The following is a 21,502-nucleotide window of genomic DNA, read 5'->3' as shown; positions in this document are numbered from 1 at the left end:
GGGCATGAGATGAGTGTTCCTAACCCACGACCGGCGCTAGAAGCAGGCTGGTCTGGCTGTTGGTGACGCCGGGTATTTCCCGTATTTCCCGTAACACCCCGTCGAAGCGTACCAAACTGTCCGTCTTGATTTCCACCACCAGATCCCACAGCCCGTTCGTGGAATGGATCACCGAGATTTCAGGGATGCGGCGCAGCGTACGGATCACCGCGCGCGACATTTCGCCTTGAAGTTCGATCATGGTGATCGCCTTCACTTCGCCCTCCACATCGACATCGGTCTCGATGGTGAAGCGGCGGATACGCCCCTCGTTCACGAGCGCTTCCAACCGTGACTTCACGGTAGCGCGCGACACGCCGATCGTATGGGACAACTCGGTGATCGACGCCCTGCTATTGCTTCTGAGCGCTGAAAGCAGGTTGCGGTCGACATCGTTCAACTCGCGCATGATCTAACCATTCTGTTCGAAACCGCCGACGAAACGATAAAACAAGCCGGTGTTTTGAGCAAATTAATATAGCAAAATATCGACGAAACCCGGCATGATGGCCGCTTTCCTTCGTGAGAGGTCGAGATGGAACGAACATGCGCTTTGATTGGCGCGCCGGTGCAGGCCGGCGCATCGCAACCGGGATGTCTGATGGGTCCGGCAAGTCTGCGAACGGCCGGCCTCGCTGCTGCGCTGACAGGACTTGGATGGACAGTTACCGATCTTGGGGACCTTTCCATCGGCGATCCGCAGCCGAAGGACCATTCGAACGGCGCGATCAAACGCCTGGCGGAGACCAGCGCCTGGATCGAGACGGTCGAAAAGGCGGCGTTCGACGCCGCCGAACGTTTCAACTTTCCGATCTTTCTGGGCGGCGATCACTCCATGTCGGCGGGATCGGTTGCCGGTCTGGCGCGCCATGCGGCGCAGGGCGACCGGCCGCTCTTCGTCCTCTGGCTCGATGCGCATCCCGACCTGCACACCTTGCAGAGCACCGAGAGCGGCCATCTGCACGGCACCTCGGTCGCCTATTTCACGGGCCGGCCCGATTGCGAGGCCTATCCGCCGCTCGCCGTGCCGGTTCCCCCGGAACAGGTTTGCTTTATGGGACTGCGCTCGGTCGATGATGCCGAGCGTCGGCGCATCACCTCCGATGGTTTTGAAGCCTATGACATGCGCGCCATTGACGAGATGGGCGTTCTGACCCCGCTCCGCGCCTTTCTGGACCGCGTGGTCGCCGCGAATGGCGTCCTTCATGTCAGCCTGGATGTCGATTTCCTTGATCCCGCGATCGCGCCGGCGGTCGGCACGACGGTTCCGGGCGGGGCGACGTTCCGCGAAGCGCATCTGATCATGGAGACTCTCCACGATAGCGGTCTTGTCCGTTCGCTGGATCTGGTCGAACTCAATCCCTTCTTGGATGAGCGCGGACGCACCGCCGAACTCATGACCGACCTCGCGGCCAGCCTGTTCGGCCGCCATATCTTCGACCGCCCGACGAGGAGCATGCGATGAGCATTCTGGAACCGTCCGAACTGGCGCATGTCCCCTTTGTCAGTGTCGAGAACATGATGCGGCTCGTCAACGATGTCGGCGCGGAGGCCTTCATGCGAGAGCTGGCCGACTATATCGAGGCCGACTTCAAGCGCTGGCCGGAATTCGACAAGATCGCGCGGGTCGCCAGCCATTCGCGCGAGGGCGTCATCGAGCTGATGCCCGTGGCCGATACCGCCCATTACGGTTTCAAATACGTCAACGGCCATCCTAAGAACACGCGCGAGGGCTACCAGACCGTCACCGCCTTCGGCGTCTTTTCCTCGGTCGCGACGGGCTATCCGCTGCTCTTCACAGAAATGACGGTTTTGACGGCGCTGCGCACCGCCGCGACGTCGGCTCTGGTCGGCCGGTATCTCGCGCCGAAGAACGCCACGACCATGGCGTTGATCGGCAATGGCGCGCAATGCGAATTCCAGGCCCTTGCGTTTCGTGCGCTATGCGGCATCGAAACGGTACGGCTCTACGATGTCGATCCGGCCGCGACCAAGAAGGCGGAAGCCAATCTTCGCGCCGTCGGGTTCGACGTTACGGCCTGCCGGACATCGCAAGCGGCCGTCGAGGGTGCGCAGATCATCACGACCTGCACCGCCGACAAGCAATATGCGACGATCCTGACCGACAACATGGTGGGCGCCGGGATTCACATCAACGCGATTGGCGGCGACTGTCCCGGCAAGACCGAATTGCAGCGCGACATCCTCTTGCGCTCGGACATCTTCGTCGAGTTTCCACCGCAGACCCGCATTGAGGGGGAGATCCAGCAGCTGGATGAGGACCATCCCGTCACCGAGCTTTGGCAGGTCATGCGGGGTGAAGCGGACGGCCGGAAGGGCGACGCGCAGATCACCCTGTTCGACAGTGTCGGCTTTGCCATCGAGGATTTCAGCGCCCTGCGTTTCGTACTCGAAAAGACCGCCGGCACCGATTATTGCGTCCAGCTCGATCTTCTGGCCGATCCGGACGATCCGCGCGATCTCTTCGGAATGTTGCAGCGGGCTGGAGCCGAGGCGGCCTGAAGCAAGACGTGCCGGCGGGCGTGAAGCGTTCAGCCGGCACTATCATTGCGGGTCTGCAGATGGCGCTCCCAGCGCAGCGCATCTTCGACGATACCGGTCAGGTCGTCATGTTTTGGCTGCCAGTTCAGTTCGCTCCGGGCTTTCGACGGATCGGCGACGATGCTTGCCGCATCGCCCGGCCGACGTGGCCCCATCGTCCGGCGGATCGGCCCGCCTGCCACGCTGTCGACCGTATCGAGCACCTGACGTACGGAAAAACCGTGCCCGTAGCCGAGATTGGCGGTCAGGCTGTCGCCCCCCTCCCGCAGCCGGTCGAGAGCCAGGATATGGGCCGCAACCAGATCGGTGACGTGGATATAATCGCGAACGCAGGTGCCGTCCGGCGTGGGATAATCCTCGCCGAAAATCTCGATACCGTCGCGTTTTCCGCTGGCGGCCTCTGCCGCGACCTTGATCAGATGTGTCGCGCCCTTGGTGGACTGACCGGTTCGGCCCTTCGGATCGGCGCCGGCAACGTTGAAATAGCGCAGGACGCCGTAGCGGATCGAATGCGCTGCCGCTGCGTCGGCCAGCATTATCTCCGTCATCAGCTTGCTGAAACCGTAGGGCGATTCGGGCCGCAGCGGCGCATCCTCGGTAACGGGGTCGGCGCCGACCGATCCATAGACCGCCGCAGTCGATGAGAAGATGAAATGCGGTACGCCGGCTCGCACCGCGCATTCGATCAGCCCACGCGATTTGACGGTGTTGTTCTCGTAATAGGTGAGGGGATCGGCGACGGATTCCGGCACCACGATGGAGCCAGCGAAATGCAGGATCGCATCGAACCGTCCATCGGAAAGCAGGTTGGCCAGCGTGCCCGTGTCGCCAATATCGGCGACGACCAGATCGGCGGCGGGCGGCACCAGCCAGTCGAACCCGGTCGAAAGCCGGTCGATCACAGTGACGTCATCGCCACGATCGATGAGGGCATTCGCGGCATGGCTACCGATATAGCCGGCGCCGCCGGTTACCAGAACGTGTCTGCCCATGTCTCGGCTCCGCATGCTCTTTTACCACACGGGCCGGATCATAAAGCTGCGCCGTCACCAACTGATTAAGCTGGGACGGCGCGGCTTTGTTCGTTCAGATTGCTGGAGGACTTATTCCCCGACCTTGGCGCCATCCGGATCGAAAGTGGCCAGATAGGCAAGCACGTCGTCGATCTGCTCTTCCTTCTTGAGGCCGGCAAAGGCCATCTTGGTGCCTTTCACGACCTTGCGCGGCGCGGCCAGATAGGCGGTCAGGGTTTCGACATCCCAGACATGCTCCTTGCCATACTCGGTCATGGCGTCGGAATATTTGAAACCTTCGATCTCGCCGGGCACCCGGCCGAAAATGTCGTTCAGTTCCGGTCCGACCTTGTTCTTGGCGCCTTCGCCGACGGCATGGCAAGCCTTGCAGCGGTTGAACACTTTTTCGCCCGCTGCGGCGTCTCCCGTCAGATCCTGCGCCTGTGCGGTCGCGACCAGCGCGCCTGTAGATAGCGCAATCGCCGTGAGAAGTTTGATCATGATGGGTTCCCTCAAGAAATGTCGTTCTTGTTTTGATAGTAGATGATGTCCCGACGATAACTAGTGGCCTTTAGGCCAGTCTCCATGCCTTGATCGAAATCAAATAGCGGAGCCTAATATTTGTTCCGGGCCGGCCACGGGTTCAGCCGCGATGGGCCGGATTGATCGGTTCGGAACCGGGTGGCGAAGCAGGAGCGGACGGCTTTTGCCCGTCCTCTCCGGCCATTCGGATCAGAGGCGTCGCCTGGCGCACGAGTTCGCGGGCCGGCAGATCGGGATCGGCCGCCATTGCATCGACAAACTGCCGCCGCATGCGCGGATCCCAGAAATCGTTGATATGCGCCGCAAGTCCCGCCAGCGCCTCGTCTTTCGGCTTGCTTTCCATGAACAGGCTGATCTGATTGGCCATGCGGACAAGCTTATCGGGCTGCATGGGACGGCGCTTTCTGCGTGGCGTCATCGGACCGGATGCGCTCCGGATGAGTGAAGATTTCGAAGCGCGATCCCTTTGCGAGGCCGACCACCGTCAGGCCATGGCGCTCCGCCAGATCGAGTGCCGAAGCCGTCGGCGCGGAGACGGCGATGAGAATGGGCGCGCCGGCGCGCAGCACCTTCTGCACCATGTCGATCGAAACACGCGAGGTGATCAGGATCGCCCCCAACGCTGGATCGCAATTGTTGGCGATGAGGGCACCGACCAGCTTGTCGAGCGCGTTATGGCGGCCGACATCCTCCCGTGCGAGGGCAATACCGCCTTCGGGCGTGTAGAAGGCTGCGCCGTGGACCGCCAGCGTCGCATCGTGGAGCGGCTGGAAGGTCGGCAGCAGCGCAATGGCCCGCGAAACATCTTCAGGTGAGAATGCCGGTCCTGCGATAGCGCCGACCGATGGCGAGGCCGCCATCGCCGCTTCGAGGCTCTCGATGCCGCAAAGACCGCAACCGACCGGACCGGCCATCGAACGCCGGCGTTTCGCCAGCCTAGCCTCTGCGTCTCCGACAAGCCGGATCTGAAGGTCGAGACCGTGCTCTGTTTCGATCGGCTCGATCGCTTCGATCTCGTCCGGTTGCGCCAGACCCTCGGTCAGCAGAAAACCGGTGGCGAAATCGTTCAGATCGGCGGGCGTGCCCATCATCACGGCCTGCGTCGTGCCGTTGCAGGTCAGTGCGATCGCCACCTCTTCGGGCAGATCGTGCCGGCGTGGCGCAACCGCTTTGCCGGCTTCGAAGCCCATGCTCTGCCTGCTGCGCCAGCTTTCCATCGTCACTTATTCAGCCGCCTGAATGATGCGCCGCGACGATTCCGAATGATCCGAATAGTCTTCCTGCCATTCGGACGGGCCGTTGGAAGGCGCGACCTGAACCGCAGTCACCTTATATTCCGGGCAGTTGGTTGCCCAGTCGGAATTATCGGTCGTCACCACATTGGCCTGCGTGTCGGGGTGGTGGAAGGTGGTATAGACCACGCCGGGGGAAACCCGGTCCGTGATCGTCGCGCGCAACGTCGTCTCGCCGGCGCGAGACGAGAGGCGCACCCAGTCGCCTTCGTAGATGCCGCGGTTCTCCGCATCGTGCGGGTGGATTTCGAGGACATCCCGGTCGTGCCAGACAGTGTTGGCGGTGCGCCGTGTCTGCGCGCCGACATTGTACTGGCTGAGAATACGGCCGGTCGTAAGCAGTAGCGGAAAACGCGGACCCGATTTCTCTTCCGTCGCGACATAGTCGGTGCGGATAAACCGGCCCTTGCCGCGCACAAATCCATCGACATGCATCATGGGCGTGCCTTCCGGGCGCGCTTCGTTGCAGGGCCACTGCACCGAGCCTTTCTCATCTAGAAGATCGTAGGTCACACCGGCGAAAGAGGGCGTGGTCGCCGCGACTTCCGCCATGATTTCGCTCGGATGGCGATAGGTCCAGTTGGCTCCCATCGCATTGGCGAGCATCTGCGTGACTTCCCAGTCGGCGTAATCGGCTTTCGGCGCCATGACCTTGCGCACACGATTGATGCGCCGCTCCGCATTGGTGAAGGTGCCGTCCTTTTCCAGGAAGGACGAACCTGGCAGGAAGACATGGGCGTAGTTCGAGGTCTCGTTCAGGAAGAGATCGTGGACGATCACGCACTCCATGGCGGAAAGCGCCGCGACGACATGCTTGGTGTCGGGGTCGGATTGCACGATGTCCTCGCCCTGGCAGTAGAGGCCGCCAAATGAGCCGTCGAGCGCGGCATCGAACATGTTCGGGATGCGCAGACCTGGCTCGGGATCGATTTCGACGCCCCATTGCTCTTCATAGATAGCCCGCACATCGGCGTTCTTGACGTGCCGGTAGCCCGGCAGTTCATGCGGGAACGAACCCATATCGCAGGAGCCCTGCACATTGTTCTGGCCGCGCAGCGGGTTCACCCCGGCGCCGACCTTGCCGACATTGCCGGTCAGCATGGCGAGATTGGCGATGCCGATGACGGTGGTCGAACCCTGGCTGTGTTCGGTCACGCCGAGCCCGTAATAGATCGCGCCATTGCCGCCCGTCGCATAGAGCCGCGCGGCGGCGCGCAACTCGGCGGCCGGTACGCCTGTCAGCTCTTCGACGGCTTCCGGCGAATGGCGGGGATCGCTGACGAACTCGACATAGTCGGCGAAGGCCTCGGTATCGCAGCGCTCGGTGATATAGGCCTGGTCGTGCAGGCCCTCCGTCACGATCACATGCGCCATGGCCGTGACGACCGCGACATTGGTGCCGGGCCGCAGCGGCAGGTGATGCGCCGCCTCGACATGCGGCATTCGCACCAGATCGATGCGACGCGGATCGACGACGATCAGTTTGGCGCCCTCGCGCAGCCGTTTCTTCAGCCGGCTTGCAAACACCGGATGGCCGTCTGTCGGATTGGCGCCGATCACGAGCACCACATCGGCGTTTTCGACCGAATCGAAATCCTGCGTGCCGGCGGAGGTGCCGTAGGTCTGACCGAGGCCGTAGCCGGTCGGCGAATGGCAGACGCGAGCGCAGGTATCGGTATTGTTGTTGCGGAAGACGGCGCGGGCCAGTTTCTGCACCAGATAGGTTTCCTCATTGGTGCAGCGGCTCGACGTGATGACGCCGATGGAGCGCCGCCCCTTCTCTTCCTGAATGGCTTTCAGGCGGTCGGCGGCGAAGGCGAGCGCTTCATCCCACGAGACCTCGCGCCACGGCTCGTCGATCCGCTCGCGGATCATCGGCGACAGGATGCGGTCCTTGTGCTCGGCATAGCCGTAGGCGAAGCGGCCCTTGACGCAGGAATGGCCGCGATTGGCCTTGCCGTCCTTGTAAGGCACCATGCGCACCAGCTCGTCGCCGCGCATCTGCGCTTCGAACGAGCAGCCGACGCCGCAATAGGCGCAGGTCGTCACGACGCTGCGCTCCGGCGTGCCGGTCTCGACCACGCTCTTCTCGACCAGCGTGGCGGTCGGGCAGGCCTGCACGCAGGCCCCGCAGGAAACGCATTCGGACGACAGGAAATCGTCGAAGGCGGCGCCGGCGGACACCCGGCTGTCCCAGCCGCGCCCGGCGATGGTGAGCGCGAAGGTGCCCTGCACCTCTTCGCAGGCCCGCACGCAGCGCGAGCAGACGATGCATTTGCTGGGATCGTAATCGAAATAGGGGTTCGACTGATCCTTCGGCAGGTAGAACGGGTTGTTCTCGCCGCTGGTGTTGCGGACGGAGAAATGGTTCTCCTTCTCCGCAACCGTATCGTAGCGGACATCACGCAGGCCGACCGCGCCGGCCATGTCCTGCAACTCGCAATCGCCATTGGCGGCGCAGGTCAGGCAGTCCAGCGGGTGATCGGAGATGTAGAGCTCCATCACGCCGCGTCGGAGCTTTTTCAGCCGCTCGGTCTGCGTCCTGACCACCATGCCTTCGGCCGCCGGTGCGGTGCAGGAGGCCGGCGTACCGGGCCGCCCTTCGATCTCGACGAGGCAGAGCCGACACGAACCGAACGCGTCCAGCATGTCGGTCGCGCAAAGCTTCGGCACATTGATCGCCGCTTCCGACGCCGCGCGCATGATCGATGTGCCGGCAGGGACGGTCACATCCACGCCGTCGACGGTAAGCGTCACCATCGCTTCGGCCTTGGCCAGCTTCGTGCCGTGATCTTCGGTGAGCGAAAGGGGAATCGTCATTCCGCGGCCTCCTTATGGCCCTCGGGTAGAAAGTCTTCCGGAAAATGGTTGAGCGCGCTCATCACCGGATAGGGCGTGAAGCCGCCGAGCGCGCAGAGCGAGCCGGCTTTCATCGTGTCGCAGAGATCGGTGAGAAGGGCCATCGCGCCCGCATCGCCATCGCGGATACGGTCGATGGTCTCGACGCCGCGCACCGCGCCGATCCGGCAGGGCGTGCATTTGCCGCAGCTTTCGATGGCGCAGAACTCCATGGCGAAGCGCGCCATCCGGCCCATATCGACGCTGTCGTCGAAGACGGTGATGCCGGCATGGCCGATCAGCCCCTCTTTCGACGAGAAGTCCTCATAGCCGAAGGGCGTGTCGAAAAGGTCCGGCGGAAAATACGCGCCGAGCGGCCCACCCACCTGCACGGCGCGAACGGGTTTGCCCGAAGCGGTACCGCCGCCGATCTTGTTCACGATCTCGCCGAGCGTCATGCCGAAAGCCGCTTCGAACAACCCGCCATATTTGACGTTCCCGGCGATCTGCAGCGGGATCGTGCCCCGCGAACGGCCGATGCCATGCGCCGCATAAGCTTCTCCGCCTTCCGCCAGAATGAACGGCACGGCGGCAAGGCTGATCACATTGTTGACGACGGTCGGTTGGCCGAAGAACCCTTCCAGCGCCGGCAATGGCGGTTTGGCGCGCACCACGCCGCGCTTTCCTTCCAGGCTGTTGAGAAGCGCGGTTTCCTCGCCGCAGACATAAGCGCCCGCACCGACGCGAATTTCCAGATCGAAGGTCTTGCCCGATCCGAGAATGTCCGCGCCCAGAAGCCCGTTCTGCCGCGCAATTATGGTGGCAGCGTCCATCATCCGGATGGCGTCGGGATATTCGCTGCGCAGATAGATGTAGCCCTTGGTCGCGCCGACCGCGAGCCCGGCGATCGCCATGCCTTCGATCAGGCAGAACGGGTCGCCCTCCATCAGCATCCGGTCGGCGAAGGTGCCGCTATCGCCCTCATCGGCGTTGCAGACGATGTATTTTTGGCGCGCTTCGGCATCGTGAACCGTCTGCCATTTGATGCCGGTCGGAAAGCCCGCCCCGCCGCGCCCGCGCAAGCCGGAGGCCTTCACCTCGTCGATGATCCGCTGTGGCGCCCGCTTCAGCGCGGCACGCAGCCCTGCCAGGCCGCCAAAGGCTTCGTACTCGTCGAGGTCGAGCGGGTCGATTACTCCGCACCTTGCGTAGGTGAGGCGGGTCTGACGCTTCATCCAGTCCAGATCGTCGACCGGGCCGAGCGCCTTGGGGTGGGTGTCGGGATCGTTGAAGAGAGCCGCGACGTCGGATGCTTCCATCGCGCCGAAACCGTAGCGAACGCCGTCTCGTTCGATTTCCACCAGCGGCTCGTGAAAGACCATGCCGCGACTGCCATTCCGTGTGACGCGGATATCGAGGCCGCGCTCGTCGGATTCACGTGAAATCGCCCTTGCCACATCGTCCGCGCCCAACGCCCGCGCCGCCATATCGCCCGGCACGAAAATCCGAGTGACGCCATTCATCGATAAACCCATCAGACCATCTCCCGTACGAGACGCTCGACCTTCTCGCCGGTCAGCTTCGCGACGGGACGCTCGTCGATCAGCGCTGCCGGACCGCATGCGCAAAGGCCCAGGCAATAAACCGGCTCCAGCGTGATCGCGCCATCGGATGAGGTTTCGTTCCAGTTCAGCCGCAGCACCTTGCGAATATGATCCTCGAGCGCCTGCCCACCCCGCGCCTGGCAGGCTTCCGCGCGGCAGATCTTCACGACGTGCCTGCCGCGCGGCGCAGTGTGAAAGTCGTGGTAGAAGCTGACGACGCCGTGGACGTCCGCGCGGCTGATATTGAGTGCATCGGCCAGCGGGCGTATCGCGCTTTCCGGCACATAGCCATATTCGGACTGAACCCGGTGAAGGATCGGCAGCAGCGGCCCGTCCAGATCGGCGTGTTCGGAGACAATCGCCTGAACGCGGGACGCAACGGAGGTGTCCGGTAATATCGTCATCCATCCTCCCATCCGCGACCGGTTGGCGCTTGTCGGAGGCCTACGGAACGAACCACATATTACGCTTCATCACGCCGTATTTCAATCGCAAGTGCCCGTCGTATGATAGAGAGAATCGATCATACCGCAGCCAGTCGATTTGCGGCTTCGCGGAGCGCGACCAGCGATCCGGGCAGCTTGTGCCGGCTGGGTAGCAGAAGGGCGATCTGCGGATCGCTTGTGGTGGACTGACGATCCTTGATCGCGATACGGCGGATGGGCCCCGCGCCGGCGATGGCGCCGGCGAGCCGTTCTGGCAGAACCAGAGAATGGCCGCCCAGCGCCACCAGCGTGACCAGAGCCATGATGGAATTGCTGTCCACGCTCGGCGACGGCGTGATGCCGGCTTCGCGCAGTCGTGCCTCCACAATGGCGCGATTGGTCATGCCGGGCGTCAGGAGACATGGGGCGGCCGCACCCACATCGGCCCAACCCACGCTTTTACGGGACGCCAGTTCATGGTCCTCATGGACCAGAAGACAGGAATGCTCGGCATGGATCGGATGAACCTTTAAGGGCCGGTCTTCCAAACCCATCGTGTAGGACAGGCCGGCCTCCAGTTCGAGCCGTTCCAGCCCTTCGGCGATCTCCGAAGCGGTCCGCGAGAGGATGCGGAAACGAAGTCCCGGATGCTTGCCCTGCGTCCGGGCAACAAGCTCGGCTGCCAGCGGCAACGCCGTCGGCACGACGCCGAAGCGGACGAGCCCACTCAGTTCACCAGCCGATCCGCGCACATCGTCGCGCAGCGCGCGCGTTTCGGCGACGATGCGCAATGCACGCTCATAGACGCGCTCGCCCTCCGCCGTCAGCCCCTGATAGCGCGAGCCGCGCCGCACGAGCGGCGCGCCGAGTCGGTCCTCCAATGCGCGAATGCCGAAGGAGAGGCTGGGCTGGGTGATGCCGAGCGCTTCGGCTGCCCGACCGAAATGCTCTTCCCGAACAAGGGCAATCAGCATTTCGAGGCGATCTTGCATGACGGCTCCATCAGGCGAACGGATCGAGCCTTAGACGGGTTCGGCTGGCAGGAAAAGACTTCGATGGCTCGATGCCCGGTTCCGATCCACCAGCAACACGCCCGTTATGCGACGTCCTACGCCTATCGTGTATCGAAGGTCGGTACGCTCGGACGCGGCAAACGCTGGCCGCGAGGATCGTTCAGCTTCTGCCGCTCCGCGCCCCAGCGGAGAAAGGGCGAGATGTTTTCTTCGAGAAAATCGCGGTCGGCATAGTTCGAAACGCCTTTTTCCGGCGTGGCGTTGGGATCGAAACGCCGGTCGCGATCCAGACGATCCGGCGCGGCGTAGCGGGGACCGGTGAGACTGGGTTTCGGCGAAAGGATTACGGGACTGTCTATCGTGAATTGGGCAAGGGCCGAATTCGGCACGCCGGATAGAAGAGCAGCGGCGATCCATACTGCCTGGCTGGCGCGCATCGTCCGGTCTCCCATTCCATCTCTTCCAATGAAACGATTGGCGCAGCGATGCGATCCATGGACAATCGTAGACAAAAAAGAGGCCGGTATCCTTTCGGATCACCGGCCACAGTTTAACTGATCGGCTTGGGAGGAGGACCGATCAGTAAGCCTCCATATGGTGACGGCGGCACTCAGGCATGACACTTCTGTTTGCCGAGCGAATCGCGTCCCACTCGAATGTCATCTTAACAGCTATTTCGCATTCTGGGCGATAAACGCAGCTTGTCTTGGCGCTTGGACTATAAGATCAGTATAGGTGTTGTCTTTTTGTCGCATCGCATTGTCGGGGCCGGCCCTGGTGCGCCATCGCCGTCAGGAAGACAATCGCAGACTTGCCAACAGAGCGAGGAGGCGGCATGGAAGAGGTCCTCTTTCGCAGGAGAATTTTTCTCCGCGCCTTGATCCCGCGCAAAGCGGTTCCCTTCGATTGGTGCATATCCATGGCATAGGAACCGGCAACAGGAGGCGTCTGGCTTCCGTGGGTTTGGGCGGATGCAAAGGTCGAAGAAAAGATGACGATCGCAATGACTGAATTCGAAGCCGCACCGACAGAACTGCCGAAGGGCGCTCTTGGCCTTACCGTTACCGAGGTGACGCATTATACCGACCGGCTGTTCCACTTTCGCACGACCAGGCCGGCCAGCTTCCGCTTTCGCTCCGGCGAGTTCGTCATGATCGGCCTGATGGTCGGCGAAAAGCCGATCTACCGCGCCTATTCCATCGCTTCGCCGAACTGGGCGGACGATCTGGAATTCTTTTCCATCAAGGTGCCGGAAGGCCCCCTCACACAGCATCTGCAGCAGATCGAACCGGGCGATACGGTGCTGATGCGGCCGAAACCCACCGGCACGCTGGTGCATGATGCGCTGATCCCCGGCAAGCGGCTCTGGATGTTCTCGACGGGAACGGGCATCGCGCCCTTCGCTTCGCTGATCCGCGACCCGGAAAGCTATGCCAAGTTCGACGAACTCATCCTGACCCAGACCTGCCGCCAGGTGGACGAGTTGAAGTTTGGCCTCGATCTGGTTGAAAGCATCAAGTCGGACGAACTGCTCAATGAATTGTGCGACACGTCCAAGCTGCGCTTCTACGCGACGACGACGCGCGAAAATTACGGCAAGATGGGGCGCATCACCAATCTGATCCGCTCCGGTGAACTCTTCGCCGATCTCGGCGTCGAGCCATTCGACAAGGCGGTCGATCGCGGCATGATCTGCGGCTCCATGGAAATGCTTCAGGAGACCAAGGCGCTTCTGGAAGAAGCCGGGCTAACCGAAGGCTCCAATGCCCAACCGGGCGAATTCGTGATCGAACGCGCCTTTGTCGGCTAGGACGGCATCACAGCCGGGTCCGACTGAACGGAATTGGAAAAGACCGCCTTTGAGGGCGGTCTTTTTTGTAGAAAGACGTCAGACCTTGGCGGTTTCACCGGCCTCGATGCGCGCATAGAGGTCCAGCGTTTCCTTCACCGCGCTGGCGGCCTCATGGCCCTTCTTGACGAAATGCCTGACGAAGAAGTCGTTGAGCGGCTCGACTTCCTGGTAATTATGCGGTGTCAGCGCAACCGAGAAGACCGGCGTGTCCGTGTCGAGGCTGACCCGCATCATGGCGTCGGACACCGAGGTCGATACGTAATTATTGTGATAGATGCCGCCATTGACGATGAAGGCGATGGCGACGACGCCGTCATAGCGCCCGGTCTTTGCCAGCTTCTGGGCGGTGAGCGGTATTTCGAGCGCGCCGGGCACGTCGAAAACATCGACGTCGTAGCTTTCAGCCTCCAGATCGGACTGGCAGCTCTCGACGGCCTGGTCGACAATGTCTGCGTGCCAGCGGGCACGGATAATGGCAACGCGGCGATTGCCTTTTTCGGGGTGGGTCATCTGATTCATCTGCGTATCCCTTGGGTTCGAGCACAGTGAACCAGGGCGCATTTCGGGACTGGGCCGCCGACCGGGCACTTCCATCGGTCTATCGAACCGACGCGCCGTTCCGCTGCCATTTCCCGTCCTCTTTCATCCGGACTATGACCGTCGGCTCCGGGATCGCACCGGATCTGCTGACCCTTCACCTTTTGGCAAAGGCGCTCGCGGGCTCGTCGCTCCGGACTTGTGGCCCATCGCTCATCACCGCCGGTGGGGAGTTTCACCCCGCCCTGAGAACATCGCCTAGATTGGTGGGATCGGCACCGGAGTCAAGCCATCAGGGCCAAAGCCGGCGCCGGACGAACCCCTATGTATCGAGCGCGAAGGATGGTGCAGTCGCCTTCATGGCCGGACGAGGGGCGGAGACCGATCCGGCCTTCGTCTCGGCGCGATCGGCGACGAGACCGGCGACGAGTTCCGCCGTTGCCGCCGAAAGCGTCCAGCCGAGATGGCCGTGCCCGGTATTGTAGAAGACGCCCGGGCGCTTGCCGGCCATCACGCGCGGCATCATGTTCGGCATCATCGGCCGCAGGCCGGCCCAGGGCTGCACGTCGCGCGTCGAAAGACCCGGATGGTGACGCCGCACCCAGTCGACCAGCGGGCGGATGCGGGCATCGCGAATATCGCGATTCTCGCCATTGAACTCCGCCGTGCCCGCCACGCGGTAGCGGTCCGGTCCAAGGCGCGACGTCACGATCTTGGCGTCGTCGTCCAGAAGGCTGACCCAAGGCGCGGCGGCGCGGTCGTCGTCGGTGTTCATCCGCACCGTGATCGAATAGCCCTTCACCGGATAGACATTGACCCGGTCGCCGACCATGGCGGCCAGCTTGCGCGAGCCGACGCCGGCGCAGATCACCACATTGTCGAACCGGTGCGTCGCGATTGCCTTGCCGCTATCGATATCGCGATAGCTGACGGCCACGCCATCCGGCCCGGTCTTGATATCCGCGATTTCGGTTTGCATCCGCATGGTGACACCCTTGCGGACGCATGCCTTCGCCAGACCGTTGGTGAATTTGTGAACGTCTCCGGTAAAGTCGGATTCGGTGAAGTAGCCGCCGATGAAGCGTCCATGCAGGCTCGGTTCGATCTGGCGGATTTCGGCCGGACCGACCTGCTGGCGCTGAAGACCGCCGCGATTGAGAAGGCCGGTCACATCCTTTGCATGATCGAGTTCGGCCTGCGTCTTGTAGACATGCAGAATGCCCCGCTTGACGCAGTCGAAGTCGATATTCTCTTCATCCGCCATGCGGAAGAGGTGCTTGCGCGCTTCAATAGCCAGCCGCACCGTCGCGACGGTGTTGTTTTCGTACTCGGGAATATGGCGTAGAAATTCTGCCATCCATGACATTTTATGCCAGGTCGGCGTCGGGTTCACCAGCAGTGGCGCGCCGGGCTGCAGCATCCATTTGATGCCCTTGCCGACCGTCGAAAGCTGGTTCCAGACCTCGGCATTGGACGCCGAAAGCTGGCCGCCATTGGCATAGCTCGTTTCCATGGCTGCATAGGCATGCCGCTCGAAAAGCGTCACATCATGACCATGGCTGGCGAGAGCGTAGGCGGTGGTAACACCCGTGATTCCGCCACCGATGACGGCAACGGACGAAGATGAGGATTGTCTGTTAGGCACGCGTATCTCCTTGCCGGATCGTTCCGGCCGCGTGCCCCCTCCCGTATCGAACCTGAGAGATTCGCCAAGGCTGGCACCATGCCCGCCCCGACTTGCTCCTTCGGCGGGCCGCGTCTTTCAGACACGACCACTCTTCGGAGTTCCGACCCTTGCCACACGGTCCCGTTGCCTGAGAGTTTCCGGGGGCGGTTGCTCCTTCGGCGCCGATCCAAACACGATAAAGTGCTCGACCGATCTCTCCCGCATGGCAATTTCATGCTTCCGGAAAAAAGACTTAGCTTTGCTATTCCTCCAAAAGCCGTTCAATTGTGACGGTATTTGACGCCGATAGCAAGCGGCAATGACCTGATAAGCGAAATGTATCCCCGGATAGCGCGGTAAGTTTGATGGTCAGTCGGCTGAAAAGTCTCAGGACCCTGTTTCCGCTATCGGCGGAATACGGGCGATCATACCTGTCTTTAGGGAGGACGGTCGGCCACGCCAGGGCAGGGGTCCTTCGGCCACACTTCCCATCAGACGCGCGCCCACCAGAAGATCGCCGGCGCTGCCGGCATCAAGATTGCCGAAAACATAGTGCCAGTCGCCCGGCGACAGGATCGCCGCGGAACAGCCGCGCTTGCAATTGCCAAGACACTCTACAGCCTGAACCTTGATTCGGTTGACAGGCGGTTCGGCGCCTATCGCCTGAACGGCGGCGTCGGCCAGCATGGCGCCCGAACTGTTATCGCCGTCGGCGCTGTCGGGCTTCTTGCAAGTGCTGCAGACGAGTACGACAACATCTCTTTGGCCAGCCATCGGCATAAGGGAATCGTCGAGGGAAGGACGGAGTTCGGTCATGGCTTTTCTCTGCCCACCCATCGACGGCTGGTCAACACCGTGCGAGAAATGACGCCACGGTCGTCGGAAGACCGAAGTGAAGGGCGCTGGAATGGCGGAAGGAACCGACCTTGCGAAGAAGGCCGGATATGGCCGGTCGCCGCTGATTGTCTGCCCGCGGCGCAAGCTGGAAGAAGCGGTCCGCCATTATGAAGTGCGCCATGTGCTGATGATGGGGAGCCAGGCCGAAGCCGCGCCGGAGAAGCTGCTGGCACGCGATTGCCAGGTGACCCGACTGGTTTTCAACGACATTGCGGAAGAACGTGCCGGTCTGCAGATGCCCTTGGCGCGCGATGTGGTGACGATCCTGCAGGTCGGTCGGCAGGCGCTCGCCGACGGTGAGGCGCTTTCGCTGAACTGTTTCGCCGGCGTCAGCCGATCGCCCGCGGCAGCCTACATCATCGCCTGCGACCGCCAACTGCCGGGGGACGAAAAACGGCTGGCGAACAGTCTGCGCGCCCATTCGCCCGAAGCCACGCCCAACGCTGCGATGATTGCACTGGCCGACGATATTCTGGGCCGCCGCGGAGCGATGATTGGAGCGATCGCCGCAATCGGACGAGGCGCGGAATGCAGTGAAGGCAGGGCCTTCTTCTGGGTCGTCTGAGCGTTCGGGTTTTCTAGTCCGTTCCGTATGGCAGGGGAACGAGACGGCTGTGGGGACGTTGCAACGCCATCCCATAGATGGAAATGCCCAACCGATGAGCGCAGAACCGACCCCTTTCGAAATTCACCTTCCAAAGATCCGCAAGCTGCTCTTCGGCATCTTTCTGATTCTCGTCGCTCAGGTCATCTATTTTGCTCAGGACGTCATCATGCCGCTTATGCTCGGCATTCTGGTAGCGTTTACGCTGAGCCCGCTGGTCCGCCTCGGTCGGCGTATCGGCATTCCGGAATGGTTCAGCGCGCTTCTGGTCATGACCGGCTTCGGCATGCTGGTGGCGCTATTGCTCTATTCCTTGAGTGGCCCGTTTACGGATCTCGTCAATTCCGCGCCGCAGATCAAGGCTTCGCTTACCGAAAAGCTGTCGAGCCTGCAGACCCATCTGCAATCCCTGCAGCGTGTCAGCGAGGAGGCCGCCGAGGTCACGGGCCAGTCCGCCAACGGCCAGGAAAAGGTCGTGGTCGATGGCCCACCGGTTTTTACCGGACTGGCATCTTCCGTCGCCGGCACGGTCGGCCAGATCGCCATTGCGATGTTCCTGTCCCTGTTCATTCTGTCGAATGGCAAGCTCTTCTACGAGGGCATCGTGAAGATGGCGCCGACCCTGACGGACAAGAAGATTGCCGTACGTATTCTCTACGACGTCGAGAAGGTCGTTTCGCGCTATCTGCTTACGATCACCATGATCAATATCGGTCTCGGCATCGCCGTGGGCGTAAGCCTGTGGTTTTACGGAATGAGCAATCCGTTTCTTTGGGGCACGATCGCGGCCTTGCTGAACTTCCTGCCCTATATCGGTGCGGTGATCGGCGCTTTTGCGATCGGATTGACGGCGATTGCCGAGTTCCCGACGCTCGGCATGGCCTTCGGTGTGCCGCTGATCTACTACGCAATGACCGCGATCGAAGGCAATATCGTCACCCCGCTGCTGCTTGGCCGCCGTTTGGAAATGAACGTCGTGGCGGTATTCGTTTCGGTGGTTATCTGGGGCTGGATGTGGGGTTTTGCCGGCGCTCTCATGGCCGTGCCGATTCTGGTCATCCTCAAAGTGATGAGCGACAACATCGAATCCATGTCGAGCTTCGGCAATTTCCTCGCATCGCCCGCCCAGGACGAGGAGCGGGCGCCGACAGAAGACGCCAAGGAAAAAGACGATGTTGGACCGCCTCCCAAGAAGGCGGCATAGGAACCGCTGATCGGGTCACGCGTTGATTGAACGATACGAAATGCAGGCAATCGCCGTCATGATGCGGCACGCCTCGGAAGGAGACGACTGATGACGAATGAGAATCAGCGCGAAGGTCTGGGCCATCAGGCCAAGGGCACCGTCAAGGAAGTCGCCGGCAAGGTGACTGACAACGAGAAGATGGAAGCCGAAGGTAAGCTGGAGAAGGCCGGTGGCCAGGTTCAGGAGACAACCGGTGACATTGAGGAAAAGATCAAGAAGGACTGATCCGGTTCTCGATCTTTGATGTGAAAAAGCAAAATAGAGCGCGCATCCCTATTCGGATGCGCGTTTTTCGTTGGCGCCGCTTTATAGGGCGCTTCGGTCGGCCGGGCTGTTTTCGGCTTTTGTATCGACATCGGCCTGGCCGATATCCGGACTCCAGGGCGAGGGCGGCTGCCTGGTCGGCATCGCCTTTGGGGGGGCGATAGGCGCTGCGACCTCCTCATCATCCTCTCGAGCGGTCGGCGCTTCGAAAACGGGTTCGTCCGGCGTATTCAGATCGGCCATCAATGCGAAGCTGTGGCGGAGCGAGAGCAGCAGACCGACCAGAAGGAAGAAGCTGAAGGACAGGAAAGTCATCAGCGCCGAGAGCGGCATCCGTGCCGGATCTTGGCTTCGGAGGCGACCGTCCAGCGTATCGCTTATGACGGCGCGGCCCGCATCGTACAGTGGTTCCAGAAGCGGCAGGCAGAATACCGCGCCGACCGCGCAGGTCGACAGCAGGATCGTCAGAACGGCCGGCCAGAAAACCCGCTCGCTCTCAGCGGCCCGCCGCCGCAGACGCTTCACCGAAATATCGAACAGGAGAGGAACCGCCGTCGCCATCAGCAGCGCCAGCGAGAAGTGCAGGAGCGTTTCTATGAAGGGATAGACGCGTTGGGCGACGAAACTGCCATAGGCGAGAATGCCTGCGAGCACGGCGGTCGCGTAAAGACCCACCTGCATACCGACGACCGCCCAACGGAGGAGCGGGGCCAGAATCGCGACAAGTACGGTATCGATGCGCGCGATTGGGCGCATGGGCGACATCTCCTGCAGGGTGCCGGGGGTTATCGGACGAAGATGGCCGTTCCGGGTCTTTTTCGCCAGCCCGATTGACCAAGGTCAAACGAAACGCGTTCGCAATCTGCTTGAATGGGCGATCCAGGCGGCGTAGCAGCCGAAGGGGCAAGGACGAAAACCGCCGCAAAGGGTTGGATTCCAGTCGGTGTTTTGCCATAAGGCTAGATGGTTTTGATCGTTCCTCAATGAAATGCGATATGCCGACCGAATAGGGGCGGGGAGAACAGAAATGGATTTTGAGCGCCTTTTTCGAGCCGACCTCGAAAAGCTGAAAGAAGACGGCAACTACCGTGTGTTCGCTGACCTCGAACGCCGGGCAGGCTCGTTCCCGAAGGCCCATCACCACGTTGACGGCACGGACACGCAGGATGTCACCGTCTGGTGCTCCAACGATTATCTCGGCATGGGACAAAGCGCGATCGTGACCGCCGCCATGCATGAGGCCATCGACAAATGCGGCGCCGGCGCTGGCGGCACACGCAATATTTCCGGCACGAACCATTATCACGTGCTGCTCGAGCGCGAACTGGCCGATCTGCACGGCAAGGAAGCCGCACTGCTTTTCACCTCGGGCTATGTTTCCAACTGGGCCACGCTGGGCACGCTTCTTGGACGTATACCGGACGTGATGGTCTTCTCCGACGAAATGAACCACGCATCCATGATAGAGGGTATTCGCCATTCGCGCGCCCGCAAGGTTATCTGGAAGCACAACGATCTGGACGATCTGCGCGCCAAGCTCGCTGCGGCCGATCCCGATGCGCCGAAGATCGTCGCCTTCGAAAGCGTCTATTCCATGGATGGCGATATCGCCCCCATCGAAGCGATCTGCGACATTGCCGATGAATTCGGCGCCATGACCTATCTCGACGAAGTTCATGCGGTCGGCATGTACGGTCCGCGCGGCGGTGGCGTTGCCGAGCGTGAAGGCATCATGGATCGCCTGACGATCATCGAGGGCACGCTCGGCAAGGCGTTCGGCGTGATGGGCGGCTACATCACCGGCTCGACGGCGTTGATCGACTGGATCCGCTCCTTCTCCTCCGGTTTCATCTTCACCACGGCCCTGCCACCCACGCTGGCGGCTGGCGCGCTGGCTTCCATTCGCCATCTGAAAAAGAGTGAGATGGAGCGTCGCCGCCACAAGGACAACGTCGCGAAGGTGCGTCTGGGTCTGACCCGAGCCGGCATTCCCTGGCTCGACAATCCGTCGCATATCGTGCCGGTGATGGTCCGCGATGCCAAGAAATGCAAATGGATCAGCGACATTCTGATGGATCAGCATGGCGTTTACGTCCAGCCGATCAATTATCCAACGGTGGCCCGCGGCGCCGAACGGCTGCGTATCACGCCGACCCCGCTGCACACCGATGCCGACATCGCTCATCTCGTGGCTTCGCTCTCCAGCCTTTGGAGCCAGTGCGCTCTGGCGCGCCACGTCGCCTGAGCTTACTATCCTACAATGGAAAAGCGGCGGTGCATCATTGATGCGCCGCCGCTTTTCCGTTTGGATTTGAGTAAATTTGCACCATGCAAATTGTCCTGTTGCTTACGTCCTCCGCCTTAAGCCGATCCTACAATTCGGACACAGAAAGGCGCAGGAAAAGCGATGGCCGTTGCAGGACATGCCGACGAGATTTTGCTCACGGAAACGTCCGAAGGCTATATCTTCCGCATGGAGGATAATGGCAATCGCATGATGGTCACCATCGCTTGGGACGCGCTGATCACGTTGGGCGCGCCATCGGACCCGGAGAGGCAGCGCCAGTTCGTCAAACGCCGCATCCCTGCATTCAAGATGATTGCCCGTGCGCCGGAATTCCAGAGCGATCGCAGGCGCGGCCGACTGCGCCTCGGCCGCCGGCACATGATCGCGCTGGCAGAGAATTACGACTGACCATGAAAAAACCGGCCGCTTTCGCGACCGGGTTTTCATTCATCGCCATCGCCGATCAGGCGTTGCCGGAAATCCAGCTCGACAGAGCGGTCTTCGGCGCTGCGCCAACTTTCATATCCGCCACTTCGCCATCCTTGAACAGCATCAGTGTGGGGATGGAGCGCACGCCGTACTGCGCGGCGATCTCCGGATTTTCGTCGATATTGACCTTGGCGATGGTCACCTTGCCGTCCATTTCTGCCGAAATTTCTTCCAGCGCCGGCGAGATCATTTTGCATGGGCCGCACCATTCGGCCCAGAAATCCACTACCACCGGGCCGTCGGCCTTCAGAACATCACTTTCGAAGCTGGAATTGGTTACCGTCTTCGTAGCCATTTTGGGCATCTCCTTATCGTGTCGGTCCAGATGTGG

Annotated in this window: 23 protein-coding genes and 3 riboswitches; of the genes, 8 read left to right on the top strand and 15 right to left on the bottom strand. The window is 61.6% G+C overall.

Annotated features, from left to right (window positions below; genetic code table 11):
- Positions 1–19: 19 nt before the first annotated feature.
- A complete protein-coding gene (locus B7H23_RS03865) occupies positions 20–448 on the bottom strand; it encodes an Lrp/AsnC family transcriptional regulator (protein ID WP_094076037.1) in 429 nt (142 codons plus the stop codon).
- Positions 449–574: 126 nt separating this feature from the next.
- Here B7H23_RS03865 and rocF point away from each other — a divergent pair, with 126 nt between their 5' ends.
- Both rocF and B7H23_RS03855 read left to right on the top strand, forming a co-directional pair.
- The gene (rocF, locus tag B7H23_RS03860) at positions 575–1,504 is read left to right on the top strand and encodes an arginase (protein WP_094076036.1); all 930 of its coding nucleotides are present in this window, start codon (positions 575–577) and stop codon (positions 1,502–1,504) included.
- Positions 1,501–2,562, top strand: a complete 1,062-nt coding sequence (locus tag B7H23_RS03855) for an ornithine cyclodeaminase (RefSeq protein ID WP_094076035.1) — start codon at positions 1,501–1,503, stop codon at positions 2,560–2,562. Before rocF ends, B7H23_RS03855 begins: the two co-directional genes overlap by 4 nt.
- A 29-nt stretch (positions 2,563–2,591) precedes the next feature.
- Here B7H23_RS03855 and galE read toward each other — a convergent pair whose 3' ends face one another.
- The 9 genes from galE to B7H23_RS03810 all read right to left on the bottom strand — a co-directional run bounded on the left by galE (position 2,592) and on the right by B7H23_RS03810 (position 11,781).
- The gene (gene galE, locus B7H23_RS03850) at positions 2,592–3,593 is read right to left on the bottom strand and encodes a UDP-glucose 4-epimerase GalE (RefSeq protein WP_094076034.1); all 1,002 of its coding nucleotides are present in this window, start codon (positions 3,591–3,593) and stop codon (positions 2,592–2,594) included.
- A 111-nt stretch (positions 3,594–3,704) separates the two neighbouring features.
- Positions 3,705–4,115: a c-type cytochrome gene (locus B7H23_RS03845; protein ID WP_094076033.1), complete on the bottom strand. Its 411-nt coding sequence runs from the start codon at positions 4,113–4,115 to the stop codon at positions 3,705–3,707.
- A gap of 142 nt (positions 4,116–4,257) precedes the next feature.
- The gene (locus B7H23_RS03840) at positions 4,258–4,548 is read right to left on the bottom strand and encodes a formate dehydrogenase subunit delta (RefSeq protein ID WP_094076032.1); all 291 of its coding nucleotides are present in this window, start codon (positions 4,546–4,548) and stop codon (positions 4,258–4,260) included.
- Positions 4,535–5,374, bottom strand: coding sequence for a formate dehydrogenase accessory sulfurtransferase FdhD (gene fdhD / locus B7H23_RS03835; RefSeq protein WP_094076864.1), 840 nt, complete (start codon positions 5,372–5,374; stop codon positions 4,535–4,537). Before fdhD ends, B7H23_RS03840 begins: the two co-directional genes overlap by 14 nt.
- Before the next feature lie 6 nt (positions 5,375–5,380).
- Positions 5,381–8,269, bottom strand: a complete 2,889-nt coding sequence (fdhF, locus tag B7H23_RS03830) for a formate dehydrogenase subunit alpha (RefSeq protein WP_094076031.1) — start codon at positions 8,267–8,269, stop codon at positions 5,381–5,383.
- Positions 8,266–9,822 carry a formate dehydrogenase beta subunit gene (locus B7H23_RS03825; RefSeq protein ID WP_240534960.1) on the bottom strand — a complete coding sequence of 519 codons (1,557 nt, stop codon included), beginning with the start codon at positions 9,820–9,822 and terminating at the stop codon, positions 8,266–8,268. The genes fdhF and B7H23_RS03825 overlap by 4 nt, the downstream gene beginning before the upstream one ends.
- Complete coding sequence (locus B7H23_RS03820) at positions 9,822–10,295, bottom strand: formate dehydrogenase subunit gamma (protein ID WP_094076030.1); 474 nt, start codon at positions 10,293–10,295, stop codon at positions 9,822–9,824. The genes B7H23_RS03825 and B7H23_RS03820 overlap by 1 nt, the downstream gene beginning before the upstream one ends.
- A gap of 119 nt (positions 10,296–10,414) precedes the next feature.
- Complete coding sequence (locus B7H23_RS03815; protein ID WP_094076029.1) at positions 10,415–11,308, bottom strand: LysR family transcriptional regulator; 894 nt, start codon at positions 11,306–11,308, stop codon at positions 10,415–10,417.
- A 122-nt stretch (positions 11,309–11,430) separates the two neighbouring features.
- The gene (locus B7H23_RS03810) at positions 11,431–11,781 is read right to left on the bottom strand and encodes a hypothetical protein (RefSeq protein WP_143534720.1); all 351 of its coding nucleotides are present in this window, start codon (positions 11,779–11,781) and stop codon (positions 11,431–11,433) included.
- Positions 11,782–12,332: 551 nt separating this feature from the next.
- On the opposite strand from B7H23_RS03810, the gene B7H23_RS03805 reads away from it, so the two are divergent.
- Complete coding sequence (locus B7H23_RS03805) at positions 12,333–13,139, top strand: ferredoxin--NADP reductase (RefSeq protein ID WP_094076862.1); 807 nt, start codon at positions 12,333–12,335, stop codon at positions 13,137–13,139.
- Positions 13,140–13,217: 78 nt separating this feature from the next.
- Here the strand turns inward: B7H23_RS03805 and B7H23_RS03800 are convergent, their stop codons facing one another.
- From B7H23_RS03800 to B7H23_RS03790, 3 genes are all read right to left on the bottom strand, one after another.
- A complete protein-coding gene (locus B7H23_RS03800; protein WP_094076027.1) occupies positions 13,218–13,700 on the bottom strand; it encodes a 6,7-dimethyl-8-ribityllumazine synthase in 483 nt (160 codons plus the stop codon).
- Positions 13,701–13,811: 111 nt separating this feature from the next.
- A riboswitch (FMN riboswitch) is annotated at positions 13,812–13,975 on the bottom strand.
- Between the two features lie 65 nt (positions 13,976–14,040).
- Complete coding sequence (locus tag B7H23_RS03795) at positions 14,041–15,363, bottom strand: D-amino acid dehydrogenase (RefSeq protein WP_094076026.1); 1,323 nt, start codon at positions 15,361–15,363, stop codon at positions 14,041–14,043.
- 30 nt (positions 15,364–15,393) lie between these two features.
- Positions 15,394–15,508, bottom strand: a riboswitch (glycine riboswitch).
- Between the two features lie 2 nt (positions 15,509–15,510).
- Positions 15,511–15,616: riboswitch (glycine riboswitch) on the bottom strand.
- Between the two features lie 155 nt (positions 15,617–15,771).
- Positions 15,772–16,200: a DUF1636 family protein gene (locus B7H23_RS03790; protein WP_240534959.1), complete on the bottom strand. Its 429-nt coding sequence runs from the start codon at positions 16,198–16,200 to the stop codon at positions 15,772–15,774.
- Between the two features lie 91 nt (positions 16,201–16,291).
- Between B7H23_RS03790 and B7H23_RS16285 the strand changes: the two genes are divergently transcribed.
- The 3 genes from B7H23_RS16285 to B7H23_RS03775 all read left to right on the top strand — a co-directional run bounded on the left by B7H23_RS16285 (position 16,292) and on the right by B7H23_RS03775 (position 18,356).
- Positions 16,292–16,846: a tyrosine phosphatase family protein gene (locus tag B7H23_RS16285; protein ID WP_094076025.1), complete on the top strand. Its 555-nt coding sequence runs from the start codon at positions 16,292–16,294 to the stop codon at positions 16,844–16,846.
- A gap of 94 nt (positions 16,847–16,940) precedes the next feature.
- A complete protein-coding gene (locus B7H23_RS03780) occupies positions 16,941–18,089 on the top strand; it encodes an AI-2E family transporter (protein ID WP_094076024.1) in 1,149 nt (382 codons plus the stop codon).
- Positions 18,090–18,179: 90 nt separating this feature from the next.
- Complete coding sequence (locus B7H23_RS03775; protein ID WP_094076023.1) at positions 18,180–18,356, top strand: CsbD family protein; 177 nt, start codon at positions 18,180–18,182, stop codon at positions 18,354–18,356.
- Positions 18,357–18,437: 81 nt separating this feature from the next.
- Here the strand turns inward: B7H23_RS03775 and B7H23_RS03770 are convergent, their stop codons facing one another.
- Positions 18,438–19,151: a hypothetical protein gene (locus B7H23_RS03770; RefSeq protein WP_094076022.1), complete on the bottom strand. Its 714-nt coding sequence runs from the start codon at positions 19,149–19,151 to the stop codon at positions 18,438–18,440.
- Positions 19,152–19,422: 271 nt separating this feature from the next.
- On the opposite strand from B7H23_RS03770, the gene hemA reads away from it, so the two are divergent.
- On the top strand, positions 19,423–20,640 hold the full coding sequence (hemA, locus tag B7H23_RS03765; protein ID WP_094076021.1) for a 5-aminolevulinate synthase: 1,218 nt from the start codon (positions 19,423–19,425) through the stop codon (positions 20,638–20,640).
- Positions 20,641–20,802: 162 nt separating this feature from the next.
- On the top strand, positions 20,803–21,090 hold the full coding sequence (locus tag B7H23_RS03760; protein WP_094076020.1) for a hypothetical protein: 288 nt from the start codon (positions 20,803–20,805) through the stop codon (positions 21,088–21,090).
- 55 nt (positions 21,091–21,145) lie between these two features.
- Here B7H23_RS03760 and trxA read toward each other — a convergent pair whose 3' ends face one another.
- Positions 21,146–21,466, bottom strand: a complete 321-nt coding sequence (gene trxA, locus B7H23_RS03755) for a thioredoxin TrxA (RefSeq protein WP_094076019.1) — start codon at positions 21,464–21,466, stop codon at positions 21,146–21,148.
- Positions 21,467–21,502 lie beyond the last annotated feature (36 nt).

Source organism: Notoacmeibacter marinus (assembly GCF_002238045.1).
GTDB classification, from domain to species: Bacteria; Pseudomonadota; Alphaproteobacteria; order Rhizobiales; family Rhizobiaceae; genus Notoacmeibacter; species Notoacmeibacter marinus.
The sequence above is the reverse complement of the archived record's forward strand: the minus strand, read 5'-3'. Positions and strand labels throughout refer to the sequence as shown.

Bases quoted from the DNA above. Each gene is read 5' to 3' on its own strand.
- B7H23_RS16285 (WP_094076025.1), top strand. From the start codon at position 16,292: ATGGCGGAAGGAACCGACCTTGCGAAGAAGGCCGGATATGGCCGGTCG.
- B7H23_RS03760 (WP_094076020.1), top strand. From the start codon at position 20,803: ATGGCCGTTGCAGGACATGCCGACGAGATTTTGCTCACGGAAACGTCC.
- galE (WP_094076034.1), bottom strand. From the start codon at position 3,593: ATGGGCAGACACGTTCTGGTAACCGGCGGCGCCGGCTATATCGGTAGC.
- B7H23_RS03845 (WP_094076033.1), bottom strand. From the start codon at position 4,115: ATGATCAAACTTCTCACGGCGATTGCGCTATCTACAGGCGCGCTGGTC.
- B7H23_RS03865 (WP_094076037.1), bottom strand. From the start codon at position 448: ATGCGCGAGTTGAACGATGTCGACCGCAACCTGCTTTCAGCGCTCAGA.
- B7H23_RS03815 (WP_094076029.1), bottom strand. From the start codon at position 11,308: ATGCAAGATCGCCTCGAAATGCTGATTGCCCTTGTTCGGGAAGAGCAT.
- B7H23_RS03790 (WP_240534959.1), bottom strand. From the start codon at position 16,200: ATGACCGAACTCCGTCCTTCCCTCGACGATTCCCTTATGCCGATGGCT.
- hemA (WP_094076021.1), top strand. From the start codon at position 19,423: ATGGATTTTGAGCGCCTTTTTCGAGCCGACCTCGAAAAGCTGAAAGAA.
- B7H23_RS03800 (WP_094076027.1), bottom strand. From the start codon at position 13,700: ATGAATCAGATGACCCACCCCGAAAAAGGCAATCGCCGCGTTGCCATT.
- B7H23_RS03820 (WP_094076030.1), bottom strand. From the start codon at position 10,295: ATGACGATATTACCGGACACCTCCGTTGCGTCCCGCGTTCAGGCGATT.
- B7H23_RS03805 (WP_094076862.1), top strand. From the start codon at position 12,333: ATGACTGAATTCGAAGCCGCACCGACAGAACTGCCGAAGGGCGCTCTT.
- B7H23_RS03780 (WP_094076024.1), top strand. From the start codon at position 16,941: ATGAGCGCAGAACCGACCCCTTTCGAAATTCACCTTCCAAAGATCCGC.
- B7H23_RS03840 (WP_094076032.1), bottom strand. From the start codon at position 4,548: ATGCAGCCCGATAAGCTTGTCCGCATGGCCAATCAGATCAGCCTGTTC.
- B7H23_RS03775 (WP_094076023.1), top strand. From the start codon at position 18,180: ATGACGAATGAGAATCAGCGCGAAGGTCTGGGCCATCAGGCCAAGGGC.
- B7H23_RS03810 (WP_143534720.1), bottom strand. From the start codon at position 11,781: ATGGGAGACCGGACGATGCGCGCCAGCCAGGCAGTATGGATCGCCGCT.
- B7H23_RS03825 (WP_240534960.1), bottom strand. From the start codon at position 9,822: ATGGGTTTATCGATGAATGGCGTCACTCGGATTTTCGTGCCGGGCGAT.
- trxA (WP_094076019.1), bottom strand. From the start codon at position 21,466: ATGGCTACGAAGACGGTAACCAATTCCAGCTTCGAAAGTGATGTTCTG.
- B7H23_RS03855 (WP_094076035.1), top strand. From the start codon at position 1,501: ATGAGCATTCTGGAACCGTCCGAACTGGCGCATGTCCCCTTTGTCAGT.
- rocF (WP_094076036.1), top strand. From the start codon at position 575: ATGGAACGAACATGCGCTTTGATTGGCGCGCCGGTGCAGGCCGGCGCA.
- B7H23_RS03770 (WP_094076022.1), bottom strand. From the start codon at position 19,151: ATGCGCCCAATCGCGCGCATCGATACCGTACTTGTCGCGATTCTGGCC.
- fdhD (WP_094076864.1), bottom strand. From the start codon at position 5,374: ATGGAAAGCTGGCGCAGCAGGCAGAGCATGGGCTTCGAAGCCGGCAAA.
- fdhF (WP_094076031.1), bottom strand. From the start codon at position 8,269: ATGACGATTCCCCTTTCGCTCACCGAAGATCACGGCACGAAGCTGGCC.